The 20,165-nt window shown below is 70.1% G+C and carries 17 protein-coding genes and 1 pseudogene; 7 read left to right on the top strand and 11 right to left on the bottom strand.

The window, feature by feature from the left end:
* Positions 1-14: 14 nt before the first annotated feature.
* Positions 15-383: a CU044_2847 family protein gene (locus SXIN_RS29850; protein WP_095756346.1), complete on the bottom strand. Its 369-nt coding sequence runs from the start codon at positions 381-383 to the stop codon at positions 15-17.
* A 108-nt stretch (positions 384-491) separates the two neighbouring features.
* On the opposite strand from SXIN_RS29850, the gene SXIN_RS29845 reads away from it, so the two are divergent.
* Both SXIN_RS29845 and SXIN_RS29840 read left to right on the top strand, forming a co-directional pair.
* Positions 492-716, top strand: a complete 225-nt coding sequence (locus tag SXIN_RS29845; protein WP_095757826.1) for a hypothetical protein — start codon at positions 492-494, stop codon at positions 714-716.
* Positions 717-826: 110 nt separating this feature from the next.
* Complete coding sequence (locus tag SXIN_RS29840; protein ID WP_157916360.1) at positions 827-1,693, top strand: hypothetical protein; 867 nt, start codon at positions 827-829, stop codon at positions 1,691-1,693.
* A 12-nt stretch (positions 1,694-1,705) separates the two neighbouring features.
* Here SXIN_RS29840 and SXIN_RS29835 read toward each other — a convergent pair whose 3' ends face one another.
* The 7 genes and pseudogenes from SXIN_RS29835 to SXIN_RS29805 form a co-directional block, all read right to left on the bottom strand.
* Positions 1,706-2,317: an NUDIX hydrolase gene (locus SXIN_RS29835; protein WP_019707870.1), complete on the bottom strand. Its 612-nt coding sequence runs from the start codon at positions 2,315-2,317 to the stop codon at positions 1,706-1,708.
* Positions 2,318-2,333: 16 nt separating this feature from the next.
* The gene (locus tag SXIN_RS29830; RefSeq protein ID WP_095757824.1) at positions 2,334-5,345 is read right to left on the bottom strand and encodes a trypsin-like peptidase domain-containing protein; all 3,012 of its coding nucleotides are present in this window, start codon (positions 5,343-5,345) and stop codon (positions 2,334-2,336) included.
* Positions 5,346-5,451: 106 nt separating this feature from the next.
* Positions 5,452-6,662 (bottom strand): annotated as a pseudogene (locus SXIN_RS29825) (IS256 family transposase); the annotation flags it as partial.
* Between the two features lie 205 nt (positions 6,663-6,867).
* The gene (locus tag SXIN_RS29820; protein ID WP_095756349.1) at positions 6,868-7,458 is read right to left on the bottom strand and encodes a S26 family signal peptidase; all 591 of its coding nucleotides are present in this window, start codon (positions 7,456-7,458) and stop codon (positions 6,868-6,870) included.
* Between the two features lie 6 nt (positions 7,459-7,464).
* A complete protein-coding gene (locus SXIN_RS29815) occupies positions 7,465-9,318 on the bottom strand; it encodes an ABC transporter ATP-binding protein (protein WP_019707874.1) in 1,854 nt (617 codons plus the stop codon).
* On the bottom strand, positions 9,315-9,857 hold the full coding sequence (locus SXIN_RS29810; RefSeq protein WP_238153621.1) for a TlpA disulfide reductase family protein: 543 nt from the start codon (positions 9,855-9,857) through the stop codon (positions 9,315-9,317). The genes SXIN_RS29815 and SXIN_RS29810 overlap by 4 nt, the downstream gene beginning before the upstream one ends.
* Positions 9,802-10,614, bottom strand: a complete 813-nt coding sequence (locus SXIN_RS29805; protein ID WP_157916226.1) for a MauE/DoxX family redox-associated membrane protein — start codon at positions 10,612-10,614, stop codon at positions 9,802-9,804. The genes SXIN_RS29810 and SXIN_RS29805 overlap by 56 nt, the downstream gene beginning before the upstream one ends.
* A 486-nt stretch (positions 10,615-11,100) precedes the next feature.
* Between SXIN_RS29805 and SXIN_RS29800 the strand changes: the two genes are divergently transcribed.
* Entirely contained in the window at positions 11,101-11,994 is an 894-nt protein-coding gene (locus SXIN_RS29800) for a helix-turn-helix domain-containing protein (protein ID WP_157916227.1), read from the top strand.
* Positions 11,995-12,692: 698 nt separating this feature from the next.
* On the opposite strand, the gene SXIN_RS33110 is transcribed toward SXIN_RS29800, so the two are convergent.
* Positions 12,693-12,926: a transposase gene (locus tag SXIN_RS33110; RefSeq protein WP_202859806.1), complete on the bottom strand. Its 234-nt coding sequence runs from the start codon at positions 12,924-12,926 to the stop codon at positions 12,693-12,695.
* Between the two features lie 657 nt (positions 12,927-13,583).
* Here SXIN_RS33110 and SXIN_RS31410 point away from each other — a divergent pair.
* Together SXIN_RS31410 and SXIN_RS32595 are read left to right on the top strand one after the other, a co-directional pair.
* The gene (locus tag SXIN_RS31410; protein ID WP_019707881.1) at positions 13,584-14,207 is read left to right on the top strand and encodes an AraC family transcriptional regulator; all 624 of its coding nucleotides are present in this window, start codon (positions 13,584-13,586) and stop codon (positions 14,205-14,207) included.
* 42 nt (positions 14,208-14,249) lie between these two features.
* A complete protein-coding gene (locus SXIN_RS32595) occupies positions 14,250-14,555 on the top strand; it encodes a helix-turn-helix domain-containing protein (protein ID WP_238153895.1) in 306 nt (101 codons plus the stop codon).
* 1,136 nt (positions 14,556-15,691) lie between these two features.
* Here the strand turns inward: SXIN_RS32595 and SXIN_RS29780 are convergent.
* Complete coding sequence (locus SXIN_RS29780; protein WP_238153894.1) at positions 15,692-16,648, bottom strand: glycoside hydrolase family 5 protein; 957 nt, start codon at positions 16,646-16,648, stop codon at positions 15,692-15,694.
* Positions 16,649-17,168: 520 nt separating this feature from the next.
* On the opposite strand from SXIN_RS29780, the gene SXIN_RS29775 reads away from it, so the two are divergent.
* Positions 17,169-17,984 carry a DUF2382 domain-containing protein gene (locus tag SXIN_RS29775; protein WP_019707883.1) on the top strand — a complete coding sequence of 272 codons (816 nt, stop codon included), beginning with the start codon at positions 17,169-17,171 and terminating at the stop codon, positions 17,982-17,984.
* Positions 17,985-18,138: 154 nt separating this feature from the next.
* Positions 18,139-18,762 (top strand): TetR/AcrR family transcriptional regulator, encoded by a 624-nt coding sequence (locus tag SXIN_RS29770; RefSeq protein WP_019707884.1) that lies wholly within the window; start codon positions 18,139-18,141, stop codon positions 18,760-18,762.
* On the opposite strand, the gene SXIN_RS29765 is transcribed toward SXIN_RS29770, so the two are convergent.
* Positions 18,720-20,159: a GH1 family beta-glucosidase gene (locus SXIN_RS29765; protein ID WP_192883646.1), complete on the bottom strand. Its 1,440-nt coding sequence runs from the start codon at positions 20,157-20,159 to the stop codon at positions 18,720-18,722. The genes SXIN_RS29770 and SXIN_RS29765 overlap by 43 nt on opposite strands.
* Positions 20,160-20,165: the final 6 nt, after the last annotated feature.

The raw sequence follows: 20,165 nt of genomic DNA, 5'->3' as shown, positions 1-20,165 counted from the left end.
ACCGTGCGGGTCTGTTATGCGCGGTCCTCCTCGGGATCCTCGCGGGGTGTTTCCGTCACGGCGCTCTCTGCGGGCTCTTCCTTGCGCCAGGTAACTGTCACCTTGAGGGTGGCCTTGCCCCCGGCCTCCGTCACGACGCTCACCAGCTGGCCGCTTTTGGCTGCGATTTCGATGCCGAATTCGAGCGTTACTTCGTCCGGGGCCGCGTGCTGCAGTCCGGACCTGACGCTGCGCGTGACGGTCTCCAGGGTCTGGGGGAGATCGCCGAGCTGCCGTGACAGGCGGTCACCGAAGCCGGTGTCCCGGGGGCCCTCGTCTTCGTCGTTGACGCGCACCCATATCGAGGTTCCGTCCGGCATGGTTGCCTGGACCGTATCGGCCACGTGCTCTCCTCTCTGTTTGGCTTGTCGCCTTCCTGGCGAAAGGATGCCCGGTTCCGGGGACGCCCGGCGGCCGGTCACCTAGAATTACTTCACGGTCACGGAGGGGGCATGGTCATGGTCGGCCAGCATGCGCGGTCGTCGCCGGAGAAGGTCTATCTCTCCGACGTCGAGATCCATCGGCAGTCCCCCATCGCAAGCGCCGAGGATCTCCGGGCACGCGTGCTGTTCCACGTTCTGCTGTCCGACACTCTGCTTGTTGGCGATTCGCAGTCGCTCAACACTCCCTCTTCCGTGCTCTGGTGTCGTCTCACGAAGCCGGCGGTCAAGCCGTGAGGTCGGATCTCGCGCCGCTCCTGGGCAGCGGCCGTATCCGGGTCGCGTGCCGGGACGGGCAGAGGCTGACGGCCGTCCGGGATGCTCAGAAGCTGCGGAAGGTCGAACACGTGCCCAGTGCCGCATACGCGGAGCTGGTGGACCGCATGACGCATGCGCACGCGGTCACCTACCGTCTTGACGCCGTATCGGCTGCCTTCAAGTCCGGGGTGATCCGGCTGCTGGAGGAGCTGACGCGGGACGCCGGGGGAGAGACGCGCGGAACGGTTGAAGCCGCGCTGGAGTTTGTGAGGGGGCAGGAGCCGCTGTACTTCAAAGCTCTGAGGGATTGGGAGGAGTCCTTCCGGACGAACTCCTCGGGAAGCACGGAAGTCGTGCTCGCCGTGGCCGCCGTGGACCGGGCCGCGGGCGAGTCGTACCGCCAGGCACTCCCCCATGTGCTGGGAGCCGGGACGGCTGCCCCGCGCAGTGTCGAACTGCCCGCCGCTGCCACCCGCACGGTCCTGGAGCGCACCTCGCTGCCGGCCGGTGTTCTCGACGGTTTCCTGCTGGGCAGACTGCCGGTCGAGGTGTTCCTGGAGGCCACCGAGCAGCCGTCCCGCGGCGTCCTCGTTCGCCAATTGGGCTTGCTGCGTCGAGGCAGCCGACCAGACCTGTCCCAGCTGGTGGAGGCCATGGCTGAGTTCAGCAACTGGGTGCAGGAGGCCTTCGTCCGCGCCTTCCGCGATACCGACGAACGCGCGCGGGCGGTCCTGGACGGCAATCACAACTTGATGCGCTTCGGCATCTTCCAGGACTCGCTGACCGGTGCGCTCGGCGCCGGACTCGACATGCCGGCGGCCGGCGGGGAGGAGGACTACCTCGAGCTGCAGGTCGTCGACCGGAGTGTGCCGGCCGCAGACGGTGCGGCCGGCATCGGAGCGCTCGACGCACGGCAGATGCGGCAGCGCGTGATCACGGGTGCGTATGTGGGCTGACTCGCACGCCGCTCACGTCGGCGGCCCGGAGCCGGTGCCGGAGTCGTCCGCCAGGGCAAGTGCCAGGGCAGCCAGCGTCACGCCACAGGTGACGCTGCCGCTCTGCAGCCACTTCACCACCTCCGTGCGCGAGGCCCAGACCGGCTCGGCCACCGATTCCATGGCCTCCGGCTCGGCTGCCGGTGGGGCGTCTGCCGATCCGGTGGGGCGGACTTCGGCGGCGAAAACGTGCACGTCCGATTCGATCAGGCCGGTCTCGGCGTGGATGACGCCCAGGGGGCGCAGTGCGGACGGGGCGCAGTCGAAGCCGGTCTCCTCCCGCAGTTCCCGTGCGGCTGCCACGGCTGGATCCTCGTCCGCTTCGCAACCGCCCCGGGGGAATTCCAGGGAGACCTCGCCGATCGGGTATCGGTAGGTGGGAACGAACGCGAGGCCGTCTTGTCCCATGGGGACGATCACCACTCCGCTGTGGGACCACTGCCAGCGCAGGTAGCGGCCCGGCTTGCCCGAGGGCGAGAGCACTTCGTCGTTGAACAGCGCGCCGAAGCGGTTCCGGAAGACCTCCACTGCCCGCTGCCGCCGGATGGGTGGGGGTTGGGCGTGGGCGGAGGTTTCGTTGTCCATCGGCGCCGGGCTCCTCTCAGCTCGTGCGACCGTCCAGCACAGTCTTCATCTGCACCCATGATGCGTGTTCGTGTGTGAATTCGTCGAGTTCGTCACTGAGTTGGAGCAGCACCTGGAGCACCAGCGCCTGCTGCTCACGCCGTCGCGGCGAGGTGCGCAACGGCAGCGCCGCGCGCTCCGTCGCCGCCCGGCTCAGCACCTGATAGGCCTCGTGGAAACGCCCGGCCCGGATCAGCCCGAAGCCATGGCGCTGCAGGGTCTCGGGCAGCCGGGCGAGATAGCGGCCGGGCCGGAGCCTGGCCACGTCCTCCAGCCGCTCGACCGCCTGCATGCTGGAGGTGAGGGCCTCCTCGGTCCTGCCTGTGCGATGGCGGCACTCGGCCAGGGTTTCCAGGCAGTCGAGGTACACCTCGTCCTCACGGGCTCCTTCCGGCACCTGTTCGCACCGCATGACGCCCTCGGCGGCGTCACGGGCCGCGCCGTTGACCTGTGTGTCTCCAAGCCGCAGCAAGGCCAGCGTGCTCAGCGCACCTGCCATGTCCATGAGGGTGCGATGCCGCGTCTCGGGATTGCTGCCGATGAGCTGCCGGTACAGGGACACGGCCTCGACGCTGAGCCCCAGGGCCGACTCCGTCTGCCCGGACCGGTGCCGCAGCAGGCTCAGGTTGTGCAACGCCGCGGCGTAGTCGGACCGGTACTGCGCGGACCTCCGGACAAGATCGCGGCTGAGCAGGACCGCCTCGTCAGCTGCCCGCACGGCGTCCTCCCGGTGTCCGCTCTCCTCCAGTCGCAGGCTGTACCTGCGCAGACGTTTCAGACGGACGTGCCGGCTGGTGTCGTCGCTCCCCGTGTCGGGCACGTGGAGCAGCCGCCGGAGTACGAGTGCCGACAAGGCGGAGAGGCTGGACGGATAGCGGGGAAGGCGGGGTTCGACACGGCAGAGCAGGTCGGTCTCGCAGGTCTCCAGCACCGGTTGGATCAGGTCCGCCAGGGGTTCAGCGTGCGGCACGCGGGCACCGACGGTCACGAGGGCCGGCACCAGGACTTGAGGGTTGTCGCGTACGGCCTGCGCAAGCGCCCGGTCGAGGACCGTGTGGGCAGGGTGGTCCGCAACCCGGCCCACGGTCGTGCAGCCACGGGCCCGGGCCAGGACGTCGAGTGTCTCCACCACGGCCGTGGTCCGCGCCTGCTCGTTGCCAAACGCGGATCCGTCCAGGACCGTCCCGATGTAGGCGACGGCGTCGCCTGAACTCTCGGGCTCCGCCAGCACACGCCGCACCAGGATCTCGCCGAGCCGGTCGGGCTCAAGGGGCGCGACGTGGTCACCTTCCGTCGCGGGATAGAGCGCGCGTAAGCAGGAATGCACTGCAGGGGCGTTGACGGGCGGCTGCCCGGGGAAGGCAGTCCTGCGCACGGACGTCAGCAGCGCGGTCAGCTCACCGCGGTCCCGCCGCTGGGCCAGGGTCGGCACCAGCAACAGGCCTTCTGCCATCAGCCGTCCGGTACGCCCCGCCAGGACACCGCCTGTCCCGAGGCGGTCCTCCAGGAGCGTGTACCAGCCCGTGATCTCATGCCGGCAGATTCGTGCCAGCGGATCGTCGCTTTCCTTCCACTCCTGGCCCTGGCGCAGGGTCAGGACGGCGTCGAGGGCAGCCGCGAGCATGCCCAGAACCGAGTCCTGCCGGCCGGCCCGGCGCGCGAGAGACGGTGGCATGAACACCCACGGGCATTCCAGCAGGCGTGCGAACTCCCCGAACGCCTCGGTGACCAGGGTGCCGGGGTCCTTGGCGCTCAGCGTGTTGGGCAGCCTCTGCGAGCTCGCCCCCCTCAAAGCCCAGTCCTCGATGTAGTGTGTTTCGAACTCCTCCTTCAGCGCATGCCACAACGGCTCCTCGGAACGTGCCAGCAGCAGCACGCGCAGGGTGATGCCATCAGGCCGGTGCCGGTGGATATGCGCCATGAGAGCGCTGATGTCGCCGAGCCGTGCTTGGGCGTAGTCGAACACCACCAAGCAGGGGAAACCCGCGCCGAGCGCGGCGGTGAGGCCTTCCAGCCACTGGGGCCGGCGCAGAGGGTTGCCGAGCGACTCCCTGTCCGCGAATCCGGCGATCCAGCCCATGTGCCGCAGTCGGTGGCACAGTTCGGCGGACAGGCGGGTCTTGCCCGAACCGCCCGGCGCGTACAGCAGGCGCAGCAGCTGATCGTCGAGTTCCCAGCACCAGTTCTGGAGCTCGCCGAGTTCTGGGCGGTCCACGAACGGCATCGCTCCGCGTGCCAGCATCTGCGCCGGCGTGTTCCGCGGACTCAGACCGCCGGGCTCGGGACCGAAGAGGCCGGCCTGCCGTCCCTTGCGGTCGCGGGCGAGATCGAACCAGACCGTCCCGGGCCGGTGCGCGGCATGGTTGCGTTCCAGCAACCCCGGCGAGCATTCCTCCACGGCGTCGACGGGAATCAGCCATCCCCCCGACATTCCCCTCTCGTGGCGTGAGGCCTTGAGTACCCCGCACACACGCCCCGTCGTTGTATCGAGCACCGGACTGCCGCTGAATCCCTGGACCACCTGGTCCCACTGAAGCCGCACGAAGCGCCCGCTGCGACCGGCCACCGTGAGGTGCAGGGTGTCGGGCTGGACGCCCGGTTCCAATGTGTGCCCGCTGAATCCGTGGATGGACACAGCCGCCGCCTGCCTCGGCCCGGCACTGCCAAGCCACACCCCCCGCACATCGTGTGCCGGCTCGCTCAGCCGCACTTCGGCGAGATCCGGAAAACCGTAGGTGCTTCCTGCGCCCTTCGCCTCGGGCACAAGACTCACGACCTCGACCGCGACGGTGCGCCCCCCGACCATCGCCGTCACGCTGCCCTCCCCGCGCCCGGCCACCACGTGCGCACACGTCAGGACGGTGTCAGGTGTCACCAAGAACCCGGTCCCGCAGAAAGCCTGGCCGGCCCGGATACCCACGACGTTCCGCTCGGTCAGGACGCGCAGCCGCTCCAGCGCCTCACTGTCCAGGCCATCGTGTGTCGTCATCGATCCCCCCGGGAGCGGCCCCACGCAACGGACTCGTCGCCGGGTGCCTTCCCGGCAGTATTCTGCCGGGAAGCCAGCCACGGCATCGCTTCGTACCGTGTTCCGGCGCGCTGCCGTTCAACGCGCTCTTCCAGCGGCTGGTCCAGCGGGCCTGGCCCTTGCCGGTGGGGTCCAGGGACATGATCGCCATGTAGACGCACTGCAGGGCGGCGGTCTCGTTGGGGAAGTGGCCGCGGGCTTTGACCGCCCGGCGGATCCGCGCGTTGACCGACTCGATCGCGTTGGTCGTGCAGACGATGCGGCGGATCTCGGTGTCGAACCGCAGAAACGGCGTGAACTCCTCCCCGGCGTTCTCCCACAGCTTCACGATGGCCGGGTACTTCCGGCCCCATGCCTCGGCGAACTCCGCGAACCGCTCGAGGGCGGCCTCCAGGGTCGGCGCGGTGTGGACGGGCTTGAGGAGCTTGGCAATCTTGTCCCAGTCCCGGCGGGCGGCATAGCGGAAGGAGTTCCGCGCCAGGTGCACCACGCAGGTCTGCACCACCGTGCGGGGCCAGACGGTCTCCACCGCGTCCGGCAGGCCCTTGAGTCCGTCGCAGACCAGCATGAGGACGTCGCCCACGCCGCGGTTCTTGAGCTCGGTGAAGATGTGCATCCAGTGTTTGGCGCCCTCGCTGCCGTCGCCGGCCCACAACAGGCCCAGGATGTCCCGCCGGCCCTCGGCGGTGACGGCCAGGGCCACGTACACAGGGCGGTTGGCGACCGCGCCGTCGCGGATCTGCACACGGATGGCGTCGATGAAGACCACCGCGTAGACCGGATCGAGAGGCCGGTTCCGCCATTCGACCATGCCGTCCAGCACCTTGTCGGTGATGGTGGAGATCGTCTGGCGGGAGACCTCGGCTCCGCAGACCTCGGCCAGATGGGCCCGGACCTCGCCGGTGGTCAGGCCCTTGGAAGCCAGGGAGATGACCATCCCGTCCACGCCGGTCAGGCGCTTCTGCCGCTTCTTGACGATCTCCGGTTCGACGGTGCCGTCCCGGTCGCGGGGTGCGGTGATCTCCACCGGCCCGACCTCGGTGAGCACGGTCCTGCCGCGTTTGCCGTTGCGGTGGTTGCCGCCGTTCTTCCCGGCCGGATCATGCTTGTCATAGCCGAGGTGGTCTCGGTGATCCCGCCTTCGAGGGCGGACTCCGGGAGCCGTTTGGTCAACTGCCGCAGGAGCCCTCCCTCACCGGTCAGCTGCAGACCCTCGGCCTGGGCCCGGACGACCAACTCATCGATCAGCTGGTCATCCACGGGCCCGGCAGTCGCCAACTCGGCTTCCTCGGCTGCCGGGGCTCGTTCACGTCATCGCGTGTCATCCGATGCATCCTCCACGGTCGGGAGTTACACCGAACCATTTACAGTCCCTCTAAGGGCTGGGGCCGGGTCGGCCGTGGTTGTCGACGACGTGGGCTGCGAACTTGGTGACAGGGGGTGTCACAGCGCACTGTGCAGCGGTGGGCAGCCGCTTCCGGGGTCAGCCGCCCGGAGGAGCGGGGCACCGGTGACTTCTCAGGACCGTGCCGAGTACTGCGTCCGCCGGAAAGTACCCCATGTGGCGGGAATCGCGGCTGACGTTCTGGTTGTCACCCAGCAGAACCAGCTTTCCGGGTGGTACCAGGTCCTGCGGGGCGTGTGCGAGCACGGGCGCCAGGTCGCGGGGCACCGGGTCTCCGGGGACGGCGGCCACCCGCTTGATCAGCCAGGCCGGGGCCAGGTCCGGTCCCGCGGGCGGCAGGTCGGCAACGACGACCACCTGGCCGGGGACCGGTGGCCGGTCGCGGCGGACCAGCACCCGGTCGCCGTCGCGGTAGGCGGGTGCCATGCTCATGCCCCGGACCGTGACCGAGATCAGGACGCGGCCCAGGGCGTGCGCCAGCGCAGCGCTCACGGCCAGAACCAGTGCGAGCAGGCCGCACAGCAGGGTCAGGCCCTCCGCCTCGGCCGCCAGGGAGCCCAGTACACCGGCTGCCAGCATTCCCGCGGCGGCAGCGCTCAGCAGCACCGCGCCTCGGCCAAGTGCTGAAACCGGCTCCGGCCTGATGGTGGTGGTGCGCTCTGCGTTCATCGCCGTTCACTGCCCTCCCGTCATCGCGGGCGCGCCTTCCCGCATGCCCTGGTAGCCCGCCGCCTGCAGGCGGAACAGCCGGGCGTAGGCGCCGCCTTGGGCCAGGAGGGCGGCGTGCGTGCCCTGTTCCGCGATTCGTCCTTCCGCGAGGACGACGATCAGGTCCGCGTCACGTACGGCGCCGAGCCGGTGCGAGATGAGCAGGCTGGTGCGGCCCTGTCTGGTCCGCCGCAGTGAGGTGTGGATCTCGTACTCGGCCTCGGCGTCGAGACCGGCGGACGGCTCGTCGAGGATCATCAGATCCCGCCCGTCGCGCAGGAACGCCCGGGCCAGCGCGACCCGCTGCCACTCTCCGCCGGAGAGCACGACGCCGTTCTCCGGATCGTCCTTCTCCAAGTCCATGAAGAACATCCGGGACAGCAGGGTCTGATAACCGCAGGGCAGCGCGGTCAGCCGCTCGTGGATTCCGGCGCGCTGGGCGGCGGCTGCCGTGCGCGCGTCGTCGTCCAGGGCGGCCAGATTGCCGAGCGCGATATTTTCCCGCGCGGTCAGGTCGTAGCACATATAGTCCTGGAACACCGCGCCGATCCTGGCACGCAACTCGGCCATGTCGAGGTCGCGGATGTCCGTGCCGTCCCAGAAGATCACGCCCCGCGTCGGGTCGTAGAACCGGCACAGCAGCTTGACCAGCGTGGACTTTCCGGCACCGTTCAGACCCACCAGAGCCACCGCCGTGCCGTGCGGGATGCGCAGGTTCACCCCGCGCAGGACCCAGGGGTGGTCGGGCGAGTAGCGGAACCAGACGTTGCGCAGCTCGATCCCCTCGCGCAGCGGCGGCACGGAGTCCCGGCCGGGACAGAGGTCGGGCCCGGCCGTGGTGACCGCCATGTAGTGGCCGAACATCAGCAGCGCCTGATGAGCCCGGGCCGTCTCGCCGGCGAGCGCTGCCAGTGCGCCCTGCACCCCGGCCACTGCCGCGACGAAGATCGTCACATTGCCGATCGAGAGAGCACCCCGGTGGGCCTCGCCGATCGCCCAGAGCAGGCCTGCCCCGGCCACCAGCGCGGCGACCGCCGCGAGCACGGTCTGGGCCAGCACCTCCCGCCGGTCCATCGCCCGCTTGGCCTCGTTCGCCATGCGGCGTTCGGCGGTCATCCGGTTGCGGAAGAAGGTGCCGGTGTCCAAGAGCCGGATCTCCTTCGCAGCTTCGACAGTGGACAGCAGGTCGCTGTAGAAGGCCTCCCGTCGCTCCACCGGTCCGAGATCCCACAGCATGCGTGCTCGGCGCCGGGACAGCAGTAGCTCCGCCGCCAGTGTCGGTGCCCCGGCCCCCAGGATCAGTCCGGCCATCACCGGGCTGATCAGGACGAGGGAGCCGAGGAAACCGGCAATCGTGATTCCCGAGCGCACCATCGCAACCAGGCCGTCCACGGCCTGGTTGCCGTACGGGGATCCGCCGTTTTGCTGGGCGAGCCGGAGCCGGTCGAGGAAACGCGGGTCCTCGAACCGGCTCAGCCCGGCGAATTCCTCCACCGCCCGGAACAACCGGTCCTGCGTGACCAGGCCCACGCGCCGGTCGAGTTCCGCTCGCAGGTACTGGGTGAGCTGCGGCTGCGCACCGGCGACCACCCCCGTCACGGCGAGCGCCGCGCCGAGGCTGATCAGCCGCGCGGGGGCGGCGTGGCCGATCAGCCCGTCCAGCAGCAGCTTCGTCAGCCAGGCTCCCGCCACCGGCAGGGCGGCCGCGGTCAGGGCCAGCGCCAGGTACAGACAGAGCATGCCGGGCGCGGCCCGCCACAGCAATGCGGCCGCGACGACGGCACGACGGGCCAGCGGGTGGGTGCCGGTGGGTGCCGTCATGCCGCGGCCACGGCCTGTTCCAGCGCCACCCGGTCGTCCGTGACGATCACCCGGTCCCGGCGGTCCCGGGCGACGGCCAGCACCAACGGGTAAGCCCGTACCTTGAACGCGGTGCCCACCGGTCCGTCCGGGCTCTCCCGTACCACTTGGGCGACCGGCGCCAGGGCGCTGAGGAACTCCGTCCCCTCGTGGGGTTCGGCTACCACGACGGCCAGCACCCGGTCCCGGCCGCCGGGCAGCGTGCTCGCGTACTCCACGAACTTCGGCATTTTCTCCTGACACGGTCCGCAGTCCGGCGAGAAGAACGCCACCAATGTCTCCTCGGCCATCGCCGCCCGGTTCAGCGGCTTCCCCTCCACGGTGAGTGTGGTGAACTCGCCGACTTCCTCGCCCGCCTTGATGGAGGCAGGGCCGCCATTCAGGTCGGTCAGCAGTGCGGTGTGCTCGCGCAGGCGTCTGATCACTCCCAGCGTGAGCATCAGGTCAAGCACGCAGAGCAGCCCGGCCAGAACCGCGGCCGCGGTCAGAATCGGCATCATGATGCGTCTCCGTCTCGTTCTTGTCGTTCGGGGTGTCCAACGGCCGGAACAGGCTGAGGAGGTCATCCGCGACGGTGATCAGCCCGCCCGCCAGCAGTCCTCCGGCCACCGCCACCACCACGCCATCGGGCCGGACGGGGCCCCCGGGCCCCGTACCGGAGACGGCGGCCGCGCCCGCCGCCGCGGCGGCCAGCAGAGCGTTGCGGACGATGTGCCAGGGGCCGAGCAGGCTGGTCGAGGTGCCGAAGCAGCGGCACGGCGTGCGTACATCCCGCCGCATCGCCGTCGCGATCCCCACCGCGAACACCGTCAGCAGTCCGGCCGCAAGCGTGCATCCCGTGGTGGTCGCCGCCGGCCCCGGCACCGCCAGCAGCACCCAGATCGCCGTCTCGGCACCGATCACGCAGCCCGCGACCAGGCGGGCCGGGCCCATCCGCAGCGGCCACAGTCCGCGCAGCGAGGTCACGAACCCGGGGAAGGCGTTCCGGCCGGCCACTTTGCTGATCGACGAGACCAGGAAGACGACGCCGACAAGACACCGCACCCCGATGACCAGGTACTGCATCGCAGTCCCTCCCTGTGCTTCCTGCGCGCCCAGCGCGGCGGCATCGGCCGCACCAGGCGCGCGAACAGCCGGAACCGATACCGTCCTCAGCAGAAGCAGCTGTAGGACTTGCCGTTGTTGCAGGTCGAGCAGGGTGCGTTGTAATTGCAGCCCCCGCCGTACGCCTTGTTGCACTGCCAGCAGGCGGGCCACGATTTGCAGGCCGCCTCCGCGGCGGCGGCCTCGACCCTCGGCACGAAGAGGCCAAGGAGGCTGCTCCCCAGTGCTTCCAGCTTCTTGTACACGTCCGTACTCCTTCAGCTCGGTGGATTGGCCGCCCGCAGCACAGGCATGAGCCTGCCGACCGGGCGGGTTGCTCGGCGTGGCAGTCACCAAGGGTTGGTGGACCCCCGGCGTCTGCATCACCGATTGCAGCGGCCACGCCGGCCACTTGGCTTGTGGGGCATCGCGTACTCGGCGTGCCCCGCACCCGCATGGCCGGACGGCGTGGACCGGCCCCCGGCCTGATCTGGTCTTCACAGGCCGGAGACGTAGTCAGCAGACTGCTCCAGGGGCAGGCTGGGCGGCTTGTACGAATGCGAAGCAACGCGGCCGAGGACTCTTGGGAGCCGTCATGCGTTCCGGCCGCAGGAGTGTGGCCGGCGCCATTGCCAGGAGCCGATTCAGGGGGATGAGGCCGTGCGAGAGGAAGTGAAGGGTCACGTGCGGCAGGCGCCCGGCTGGTTACGGGCGGACGTGGTGAACTACGCCCGTTACGGGGTGGAGCACGGCAAACCGCGGCGCACGCTCCACCTTCCCGCGTGCACGGTGACCCTGTTCTTCGGGTGGGGCGACCCGATACGCCTGCACGACCCTTACGCCCGGGAGCGAGAAGGAACCACGTGGGAGGCGATGGCTGCTGGCCTGTGTTCCCACGCCGACATCAGCGAGATCTCCGGCACGGCCTGCGGAGTACAAGTAGAACTCACACCGCTGGGCGCCTACCGCCTGCTCGGCATCCCCCTGCACCACCTCGCGAACAGAGCGACCCATCCACAGGAGATCCTTGGGCACCGATGGGTTGCCCGGCTCACCGAACGACTGGTGCAGGCCTCGGACTGGCCGGAGGCATGTGCCGTCCTCGACGACGCGATCACCTCACGGCTCTGCGAGGGGCGGTGGCCCTCTCCGGTCGTCCTGGAAGCCTGGAGCAGACTACGCCGAGCCCACGGCCAGGTGACCGTCAGCGAACTCGCCCGAACCACCGGTCGCAGCCGACGCCGACTGGAGACGCTCTTCAGCGAACAGATCGGGCTTTCCCCCAAGGCCCTGGCCAGGGTTCTACGCTTCCAGAAAGCCATCACCTCGCCCCCGGCCCGGACCCTCGCCGAGACTGCCTCCACATGCGGCTACTACGACCAAGCCCACCTCAACCGGGACTTCCGCGCCCTGACCAACCTCACCCCCACCCAGATCAACAAGCTCGCTGCCACCGCCACCGAAGAATCAACTCCCGGACGCATCACCTCAATTGAGCTGACCCCGACTTCACGGGCTCCCTCAAACCCAGGAATCCGCCGCACAGTCCGGTAACCGTGGAGTCTCACACCACAACAACCGCAGCAGGGACCATAGCGATCTCCAACCCGACAGAGCCAACCAACCCCACCCTAGCTGCCGGAGGCGCCGGTGACAGGTCCCTCCGATCGAGGCGACGATCGCCATCCGCAGGCCCTGGCGGGCGGCCCAGGCGCGGCGGTCAAGGACGTCGTTCTGCGGGAGAGCGAAGAAGGAGGACTCCACAGCGGCGCTGTCGCCGGCGGCGCCGACCCGCCCATCGAACCGACCAGGCCACGACGGTGCAGAGCATGGACGAACCGACGTGACCGCCCTGCGGTCCGCGAGCGGAGCGCACCACGCAACCGGCCACCACGCCCCAGCGGACAACGGCACCGTCCAGGGCATTGCCCCGAGCCTGCCGGGCATCCGGCCGGCGACCGGATCCCCCGCCGGAACACCGTGACCGCACACCGACACAACTGACAGTGAGGATGTGGCGTGGTGACGCTGCGGGTGGGTCTGACTCGCCAACTGACTGAGGTCCCGACTGGGGATTTGCCGGCCCACCGGGCGTCACCACGCACGCGGCCGGACGGGCATGACCTGATAGCGCCTGTGTGTGTCAAGTGGCCTGGGCGAGGTGGCTCCGGTGGTCCCGTTTCATGATCCGGTAGACAACGTTGGACAGACGTCGTTTCAGGGCCCGGCGGGCTTGCGAAGGAGTCTTTCCCTCACCGATCTTGCGGAGGTAGTAGTCCTGCCCGCGCCCGCCGTCGCGGATCTGGCAGACGGCGATCGTGTGCAGCACCGAGTTCAGCGCGGTTGCCACCGGTGTCGAGCCGGTGACGGGCGTTGTTGCCGCTGGAGGCGTCCAGGGGTGCGCTGCCGGTGCAGCCGGCGAAGTGGTGCTCGGTGGGGAATCGGCTGATGTCCGTGATGTGGCCGAGGACCTTCGCGGCCGGCACGGTGCCCAGGCCCGGCAGGTGGCCAGCAGCCGGGCCCGGGCCGACAGGGTGGAGGGCACGTCGACCACGTCCTCGCCCGCGGCGGGCAGCTGCTGAGCGAGTGAGCGGCCCAGGCCGCCGGCGCCCTCGACCGCGAAGCGGCGGTCGGGCCACTGCTCGCACCAGCGCATCAGATGGCGGAAGGTTCCGGCGTTGACGAGTCACCGGTCACCGGTCAGCATCTGCCGCCTCCACAGGAAAGGACTTCGCGTCGACCGCCACCCGGATGGCGTGATCTTCGCTCCACCGCCCATGGCGACCACCAGCACACTGACACCACGACCCGCGCCACGCACCCACACCCACCCCGCCGGGTCCGTGTCCCCAAAATCAAACGGAACGAGAAAGGCGACAATGGTGACCCGCAAACCGGCACCGAACAATCCCACCCCCGAACCCGGCCGGGTCCACCGCCATCCTCCAGCCCGGCTACACACACATGTAGTCAGTTACACCGGCTACCACATGAGCACAGCCCCCCTCACCCGGAGACTGAACCTCCCCTCAACCACCGTGACACTCTGTCTGACATGGGGCGCCCCACTGAACCTCACCCCAAACCACAAATCACCACACAAGAGCTGGAATGCGGTACTGCTGGGGCTTCAGACCGGGCCGGTGATCAGCCACACCGGTGGCACGGGCCACGGCGTGCAGGTGGAACTGACGCCGTTGGGAAGTTACGCGCTCCTCGGCATGCCGCTTCACCGCCTGGCCGACACCATGGTCCACCCGGTGGACGTACTGGGATGGCACTGGGGCGCCGACCTCACCGAGCAGCTCGCCCGCGCATCCAGCTGGGAAAGCCGCTGGGAGATTCTCGACGCATCCATCTCCACGCGTCTCGCGGACAGCCGCTGCTGGCCCTCGCCAGTGGTGTCGGAGGCCTGGTCCCTGCTGCAGGCCAGTCACGGCACGCTGCCGGTCGGGCAGCTGGCCGAAGCAACCGGACGGAGCCGTCGCCGCCTGGAGGCCCTTTTCGCGGAACAGATCGGCCTCGCTCCCAAGAGTGCCGCCCGCATACTCCGCTTCCAAAGGGCTCTGACCAGGCTGTTGAAGCCGAGTTCGACCTGGGCCGAGACAGCCGCCGCGTGCGGCTACCACGACCAGGCTCATCTCGCACGCGACTTCCGCGCCTTCGCGGGCATGACCGCAACCGACCTTCAGGCACTTGCCATCCGCGCCATGGGCAACACCAGCCCTCTTGCGCACCCCTTCACCTCCGTCCTGGCTCCGCCGTGACTCGATACCCCGCTCCGCTTCCGCCAGGCAGGTTCCCGGTGGGTGGACACGCTCGCAGCCACAGCGCTGCCGCGCTCCTGCCTCGCGGACCGCGTCGGAATCACCCCCGCCAACCTGGCGGTACGCAAAAACGGCCGCGCCAAAGCAGTACGCTTCACCACCCTCGCCGCGCTCTGCGAAGTACTCCAATGCCAGCCGGGAGACCTACTGCGCTGGGAACCCGAGCCGACCCACTTGCGCCGCAGTACAGGAAACACACCAGTGACCGGCACACGCACACCCGCCAACACCCCAGCGATGTCCCCGCCCGCCGACCGGCCCCCGACCGGACAGGAACCGGTTGGATGACGCTGGCCAGTCCGGTGCCGGACTCCTGCGCCGGCGCGCAGCGCGAAAGCACGCGACACGTTGAAGCCGATCGGTGACAGCAGGAGCCACGGCAGGACCGGCACGGACCGGACGGATGCCGACAACGCTCACCGGCGTCTCGACGAAGGCCCCGACCCGAAACAACGCAGCGGAAACCGGCCGCTGCATCACGCAAGGGGCGTCCGGCCCGGGCGGTCGCAGCGGAGCCGGCCGGCCGAACCGCGGACGCGGAGGTGCCGGAGAAGAGGGAAACGGCGCCGCGGGAAGCCGCCGCCCCCGGGAAACCGGACAACACACCAGCCCCCGCCGCCGGAACCGCTCCCCGGCAGCCGGCCACCGGCAGCCGGCCACCGGGGACGGCTGAGATCCGGCCCGGCCGACACCCGACCACTCTCCCGGTCCCGGCAGGGACACACCTCACCGGCACAGAGCATGCGGCAGCCGACGACGCCGACCCCTCACCAGGGCACTGAGCACACTCCCCCGCAACGATACGGAGCCGGCCGGCGTGGCCGGCATCGACACCGCCGAGGCGGTACACCGCCCGAAGACGGCGCCGACGCCGGACGACACCATCGACGACCCGCTACAACACCCGGAACAAGTACGACCCGGACAAAAACAAGCGGACCCCGGCGTGACATCCCCGCCGGGCGGCCGCGGCACGACACAACCCCGGGAACACACGCCGCACATACCGGACCCGCCGACCCGGTCGTCCACCCGCACACTCCGCCACGGCCCGCACACCCACCCCGGGAGCAGCAACCAAGACGGCACCACCCGCCACGAACACGCCAAGAGCCGGGACCTGCACCCGGACGGGGGACCGCACAAGAACAGCACCCCCCAGAAAGCGCCGGCTCCGTACCCCCGCCAACACACCACCGCGGCCCTCACCTACACCTGTACGGAACCACATCCAGCCGGCATACCGTGACCGGACCCCCCGATATGTAAGTCACCCCCCCCGCCCGCGACCACCGGAATCACCAACCCGAACAAACCATCATCGCCATACCCCCCCACCCATCACCCGGACATCAACAGCCCCCCACACCCCCAGCAACACAAAACAACCATGCCGACGGCAGCACACCACACCACAGAACCCCTCAAGCGACACGATCCCGAACCCACACCCCAGCACCCTTCAACGCGCCGGGATCGGCCCACGTCCCGCCCGAGCACGTTCCCGGCCGGAAAACCGCGCCGCTGCGGAAATCGTCGGAGTAGTTCCAGTTGGTCCAGCTGATGTTCTTCTCCGCCATCACATCGAGGTAGCGCTGGGCCATGGCGAAGTCGTCGGGGCCATCACCACTGTAGTCCTGCGTGCCGAACTCGGTCACGAACAGCGGCAGTTCAGCCGCCGCACGAGACAGGGCCCGCAGATACTCCTCCCCGTGCGAGGCGGCGTAGAAGTGGAAGGTGTACATCACATTCCCCGCATCCACCGGATCCGCCACGATCTCGGACTCGTCCGCACCCTCCGAAACACCCAGCGACGACCACCCACGGGTGCCCACCAACACAACAGCATCAGGATCGCCGGCCCGCACAACAGAAATAATGTCCTGCGCGTAACTCCTGATTGCCTCCCAGCCCACACCGTTCGGTTCGTTGGCGATCTCGTAGAGGACATTGTCCTGATGGCCGTGGCGCTCGGTGATATCGGCGAAGAAGCGGGCGGCCAGCTCCTTGTTGACGCGGGGATCACCCGGGTCGAGCATGTGCCAGTCCACGATCACGTACATCCCGCGTTCCGTCGCCTGGTCGATGACACGGCTCGCCAGGTCGGTGAAGCGGGCGGGATCCGTCTCGTATCCGTCCTCCTGGACGTAGGTCGACACCCGCAACACATCCGCGCCCCAGTCCCGGGCCAGGACGTCGAGGGAGGCGCCGGTCAGGCAGTGCTCGAACCACTGGGTACCGTGGGAACTCATCCCCCGCAACTGCACCGGCCGGCCGTCCTCGCCGCACAACGCCGTCCCGCACACCTGCAGCCGCCCGTGGTCCTGGAACGGTGTCGCGGCGTGCGCCCGCGCCGAGGAGGCCGGAAGGGGTGCCGTCATCGCGGCACAGAGGGCCAGGAGACCAGCGGCCCGGGCCAGGGCCCACCGGTGACGCGACCTCGCTAAGCGGCGTAACACCATCACTGTCCTCTCCGGTAGCGTCCGCGCATCCCCCGCCCCCCGGGGGGCTGCGACCCTTGCGCACGGTAAAGCCGGCTCCGGCGCGGGTCAATGCCGCAGAGGCGGGCTCGCCGCGCTGCCGTGCGCGGCGGATCGCGGAACGCCGGGCTGTCCCCCGGGCCGGTTGAGCCCTCATCCCCCGTTGCCGTGCGGCCGCCCCGCCGAGCCGCACCCACCCCCGAGGAATGTCTCTTTCATGCGGTTCATGCATATCTGTGCGGGTACCGCGTGACGAGGGAGGGAGGGGGCGCCCGCAGCCAGGCGGGGGCCGCCCCGGTGGCCCGACGCGGACACCGGCGGGCGACCGGCCCCGTCGCCGTCCGCCGGGGGAGCCACACCTCCCGCGAAACACAGACCGACCGGCGTGCGCCGCACGTCCGTATTTCCCAGGGAGAAGCCAGTGATCTCGTACCAGGACCTCGACCGGGTCGCCGACAGCACCGCCGTGGGCACCGACGGCAAGCTCGGCAAGGTGAGCCAGGTGTACGTCGACGACCGGAGCAACCGCCCGGAATGGGCCACCGTGCAGACCGGCATGTTCGGCACCAAGGAGTCCTTCGTCCCGCTGGCCGAGGCCAGGCTCGCCGACGGGTCCCTGGAGCTCCCGTACGACAAGGAGAAGGTCAAGAACGCTCCCCGTGTCGAAGCCGGCCAGGGCCACGTCTCGGAGTCGGAGGAGTCGCAGCTGTACCGCTACTACGGCATCCCCCGGGGCGAGGCGCAGCGGCCTGAGGCCGCCGCGGGCCGCACCGGGGGCGAGCGGGGCAGGGGCTCGCCCGCCGGTGAGCAGCGGAGCCGCCCCGTCGGGCGGGACACTTCCGGGCCCACCACCGACGAAGCCATGACCCGCTCCGAGGAGCGGCTCCGTGTGGGGACCGAGTCCGTCGAGTCGGGCAAGGCCCATCTGCGCAAGCACGTCGTGACCGAGAACGTCACCCGCACCGTGCCGGTGAGTCACGAAGAGGTCCGTGTCGAGCGGGAGCCGATCACCGAGGCCAACCGCGACCGGGCCATGCGGGGGCCCGCCATCTCCGAGGAGGAGCACGAGGTAACCCTCCACGAGGAACGGCCGGTGGTGGAGAAGGAGACCGTGCCGGTCGAACGGGTCCGGCTCGACACCGAGACGGTCACCGAGCAGCAGGAGGTCTCCGAGCAGGTCCGCAAGGAGAGGATCGACTCGGACGCCGACGACACGCGGCGCCGGCGCGGCCGTTGAGCCGCGGACGGCGGAGTGACGGCGGAGTGACGGCGGTCGGGGCCGGGGCACGTGCTCCGGCCCCGGCCGCCGGCGGGCGTCCGGATCTGCCACACCGGTGCGGCCTCCTGACCGGTGGGCGGGGCGGCCGTCCCCGTCTCGGTAGGCTGGGCGGGTGCCGAAGCTGGTGGACCACGAGCGGCGGCGGGCGGAACTGCTCGCGGCCACCTGGCGGGTGGTCCGCGCCCGCGGCGTGGAGGGCACCACCACCCGGGCCATCGCCGACGAGGCCGGATGCTCGCTGAGCGTCCTGGCCCATTTCCTCGGCGGCAAGGACGACATCCTCGTCGCGGCCCAGACGGCCGTCTACCAGCGCATCGTCACCCGTGCGTTCGGACTCGGCGGTGATCTGTCCGGCCTCGCCGCGCTGCGCGCCGCCCTGGACGCCGTGCTCCCCCTGGACGAGGAGCGGACCGCCGACGCCCACGTCAACGTGGCCTTCGCGGGGGCGGCGCTGTCGAGTCCCCGGCTGGCCGCGGCGCGGCGTGACTCCCACCGCGAGATCCGGGAGCTGCTGCGCGTGTGCCTGCGGGAGGCGCGTGAGGGCGGTGAGCTGCGTCCCGGGGTCGAGGACGAGGATGTGATCGACGACTTCATCATCTTCGTCGAGGGCAGCACGCTGCTCAGCCTCGTCGACGGCTGGGCCGAGGAGGGCCGCGGCGAGCGTCTGTCGCGCCTGGCCACGGCCTTCGTCGGTCAGCTCGCGGCGCCCGGGCCGCCGGCGCCGCCGGTGGCCTGAGGCCGGTCCGGGGCCGGGGCCGGTGGCTGTGCGGCGATCACGTCGCGGTACCAGTACCAGGAGTCCTTGCGCGTCCGCCGCAGGGTCGCGCGGTCGACGTGGACGAGGCCGAACCGTTCGTCGTAGCCGGCGGCCCACTCGAAGTTGTCGAACGCCGACCACACGTAGTAGCCGCGCACGTCGACCCCGGCGGCGACCGCGTCGGCCACGGCCCGCAGGTGCCCGTCCAGATACGCGATCCGGCGGGGGTCGGCCACCCGTCCGCGGGCGTCGGGGGCGGCGTCGTGGAAGGAGGCGCCGTTCTCGGTGACGACGACGGGTGGCAGGGCCGGGTAGCGGTCGCGCAGTTCCCGCAGGATGCCGGTGAGCGCGGACGGCACGATGGCCCAGCCGAAGTCGGTGCGCTCGGCGCCGGCGACCGGCACGGGCGAGAACGGCAGGCCCTCGGGGATGTCGACCTCCATCACCCCTCGGTAGTCCTTGCCCTCGCGCGGCGCCTCGATCACGGTGGGCTCGTAGTAGTTGACGCCGTAGAAGTCGAGCGGTGCGCTGATCAGTTCGAGGTCCTCGGCGAGTCGCGGTTCCGCGGTGCCGGTCGCGGCCCGGATGAGTTCGCCGGGGTAGTCGCCGCGCAGGATCGGGTCGGAGAAGGTCCAGTTCGTCAGGTCCGAGAAGAGCGCGGCCGCTTCGGTGTCGGCCGGGTCGCCGCCGGCCGGGGAGACCGGGAAGTGCTGGTTCGCCACGCCGGTGCGGGCCGCCCCGTGGGCGCGCAGCGCCCGGACGGCGAGGCCGTGGGCGAGGAGCTGGTGGTGGGCGGCGGGCAGGGCGGCGAGGCCCAGTCCCCGGGCGGGCGCGTGGTCGGTCAGGGCGTAGCCGTAGAGGGTGTGGACGTTCATCTCGTTCATCGTGATCCAGTCGTGCACCCGGTCGCCGAGCCGCTCCGCCACGGCGGTCGCGTAGCGGGCGAGCGCGTGGGCGGTGGCGCGGTTCATCCAGCCGCCCGCGTCCTCCAGCGCCTGGGGCAGGTCCCAGTGGTAGAGGGTGGGCACCGGGCGGACGCCGGCTTCGAGCAGGCGGTCCACCAGGCGGTCGTAGAAGTCGAGTCCCCGGGGGTTGACGGTGCCGCCCTCGGGCATGACCCGGGGCCAGGAGAGGGAGAAGCGGTAGTCGTGGGCGCCGGCCTCCGCGATGTGCGTGACGTCCTCCTCGTACCGGTGGTAGTGGTCGATGGCGGTGCGGGCGTCCTCGCCGTGGCGGACGGTGCCGGGGCGTGCGGTGAAGGTGTCCCAGATACTGGGTCCTTTGCCGTCGAGGCCGGCGGCGCCCTCGATCTGGTACGCCGAGGTCGCCATTCCGAAGCGGAAACCCGGCGGGAGCAGGGGTGGTGACGGGGGCACGGGGAG

This window comes from Streptomyces xinghaiensis S187, assembly GCF_000220705.2.
Taxonomy (GTDB): domain Bacteria; phylum Actinomycetota; class Actinomycetes; order Streptomycetales; family Streptomycetaceae; genus Streptomyces; species Streptomyces xinghaiensis.
Note: the sequence above shows the minus strand (reverse complement) of the source record. Positions and strands in the feature narration are given on the sequence as shown.

What these genes read in the sequence shown, in the direction of transcription:
- SXIN_RS29845 (WP_095757826.1), top strand. Translation starts at nt 492, where the DNA reads ATGGTCATGGTCGGCCAGCATGCGCGGTCGTCGCCGGAGAAGGTCTAT.
- SXIN_RS29835 (WP_019707870.1), bottom strand. Translation starts at nt 2,317, where the DNA reads ATGGACAACGAAACCTCCGCCCACGCCCAACCCCCACCCATCCGGCGG.
- SXIN_RS29830 (WP_095757824.1), bottom strand. Translation starts at nt 5,345, where the DNA reads ATGACGACACACGATGGCCTGGACAGTGAGGCGCTGGAGCGGCTGCGC.
- SXIN_RS29820 (WP_095756349.1), bottom strand. Translation starts at nt 7,458, where the DNA reads ATGAACGCAGAGCGCACCACCACCATCAGGCCGGAGCCGGTTTCAGCA.
- SXIN_RS29815 (WP_019707874.1), bottom strand. Translation starts at nt 9,318, where the DNA reads ATGACGGCACCCACCGGCACCCACCCGCTGGCCCGTCGTGCCGTCGTC.
- SXIN_RS29810 (WP_238153621.1), bottom strand. Translation starts at nt 9,857, where the DNA reads ATGATGCCGATTCTGACCGCGGCCGCGGTTCTGGCCGGGCTGCTCTGC.
- SXIN_RS29780 (WP_238153894.1), bottom strand. Translation starts at nt 16,648, where the DNA reads ATGACGGCACCCCTTCCGGCCTCCTCGGCGCGGGCGCACGCCGCGACA.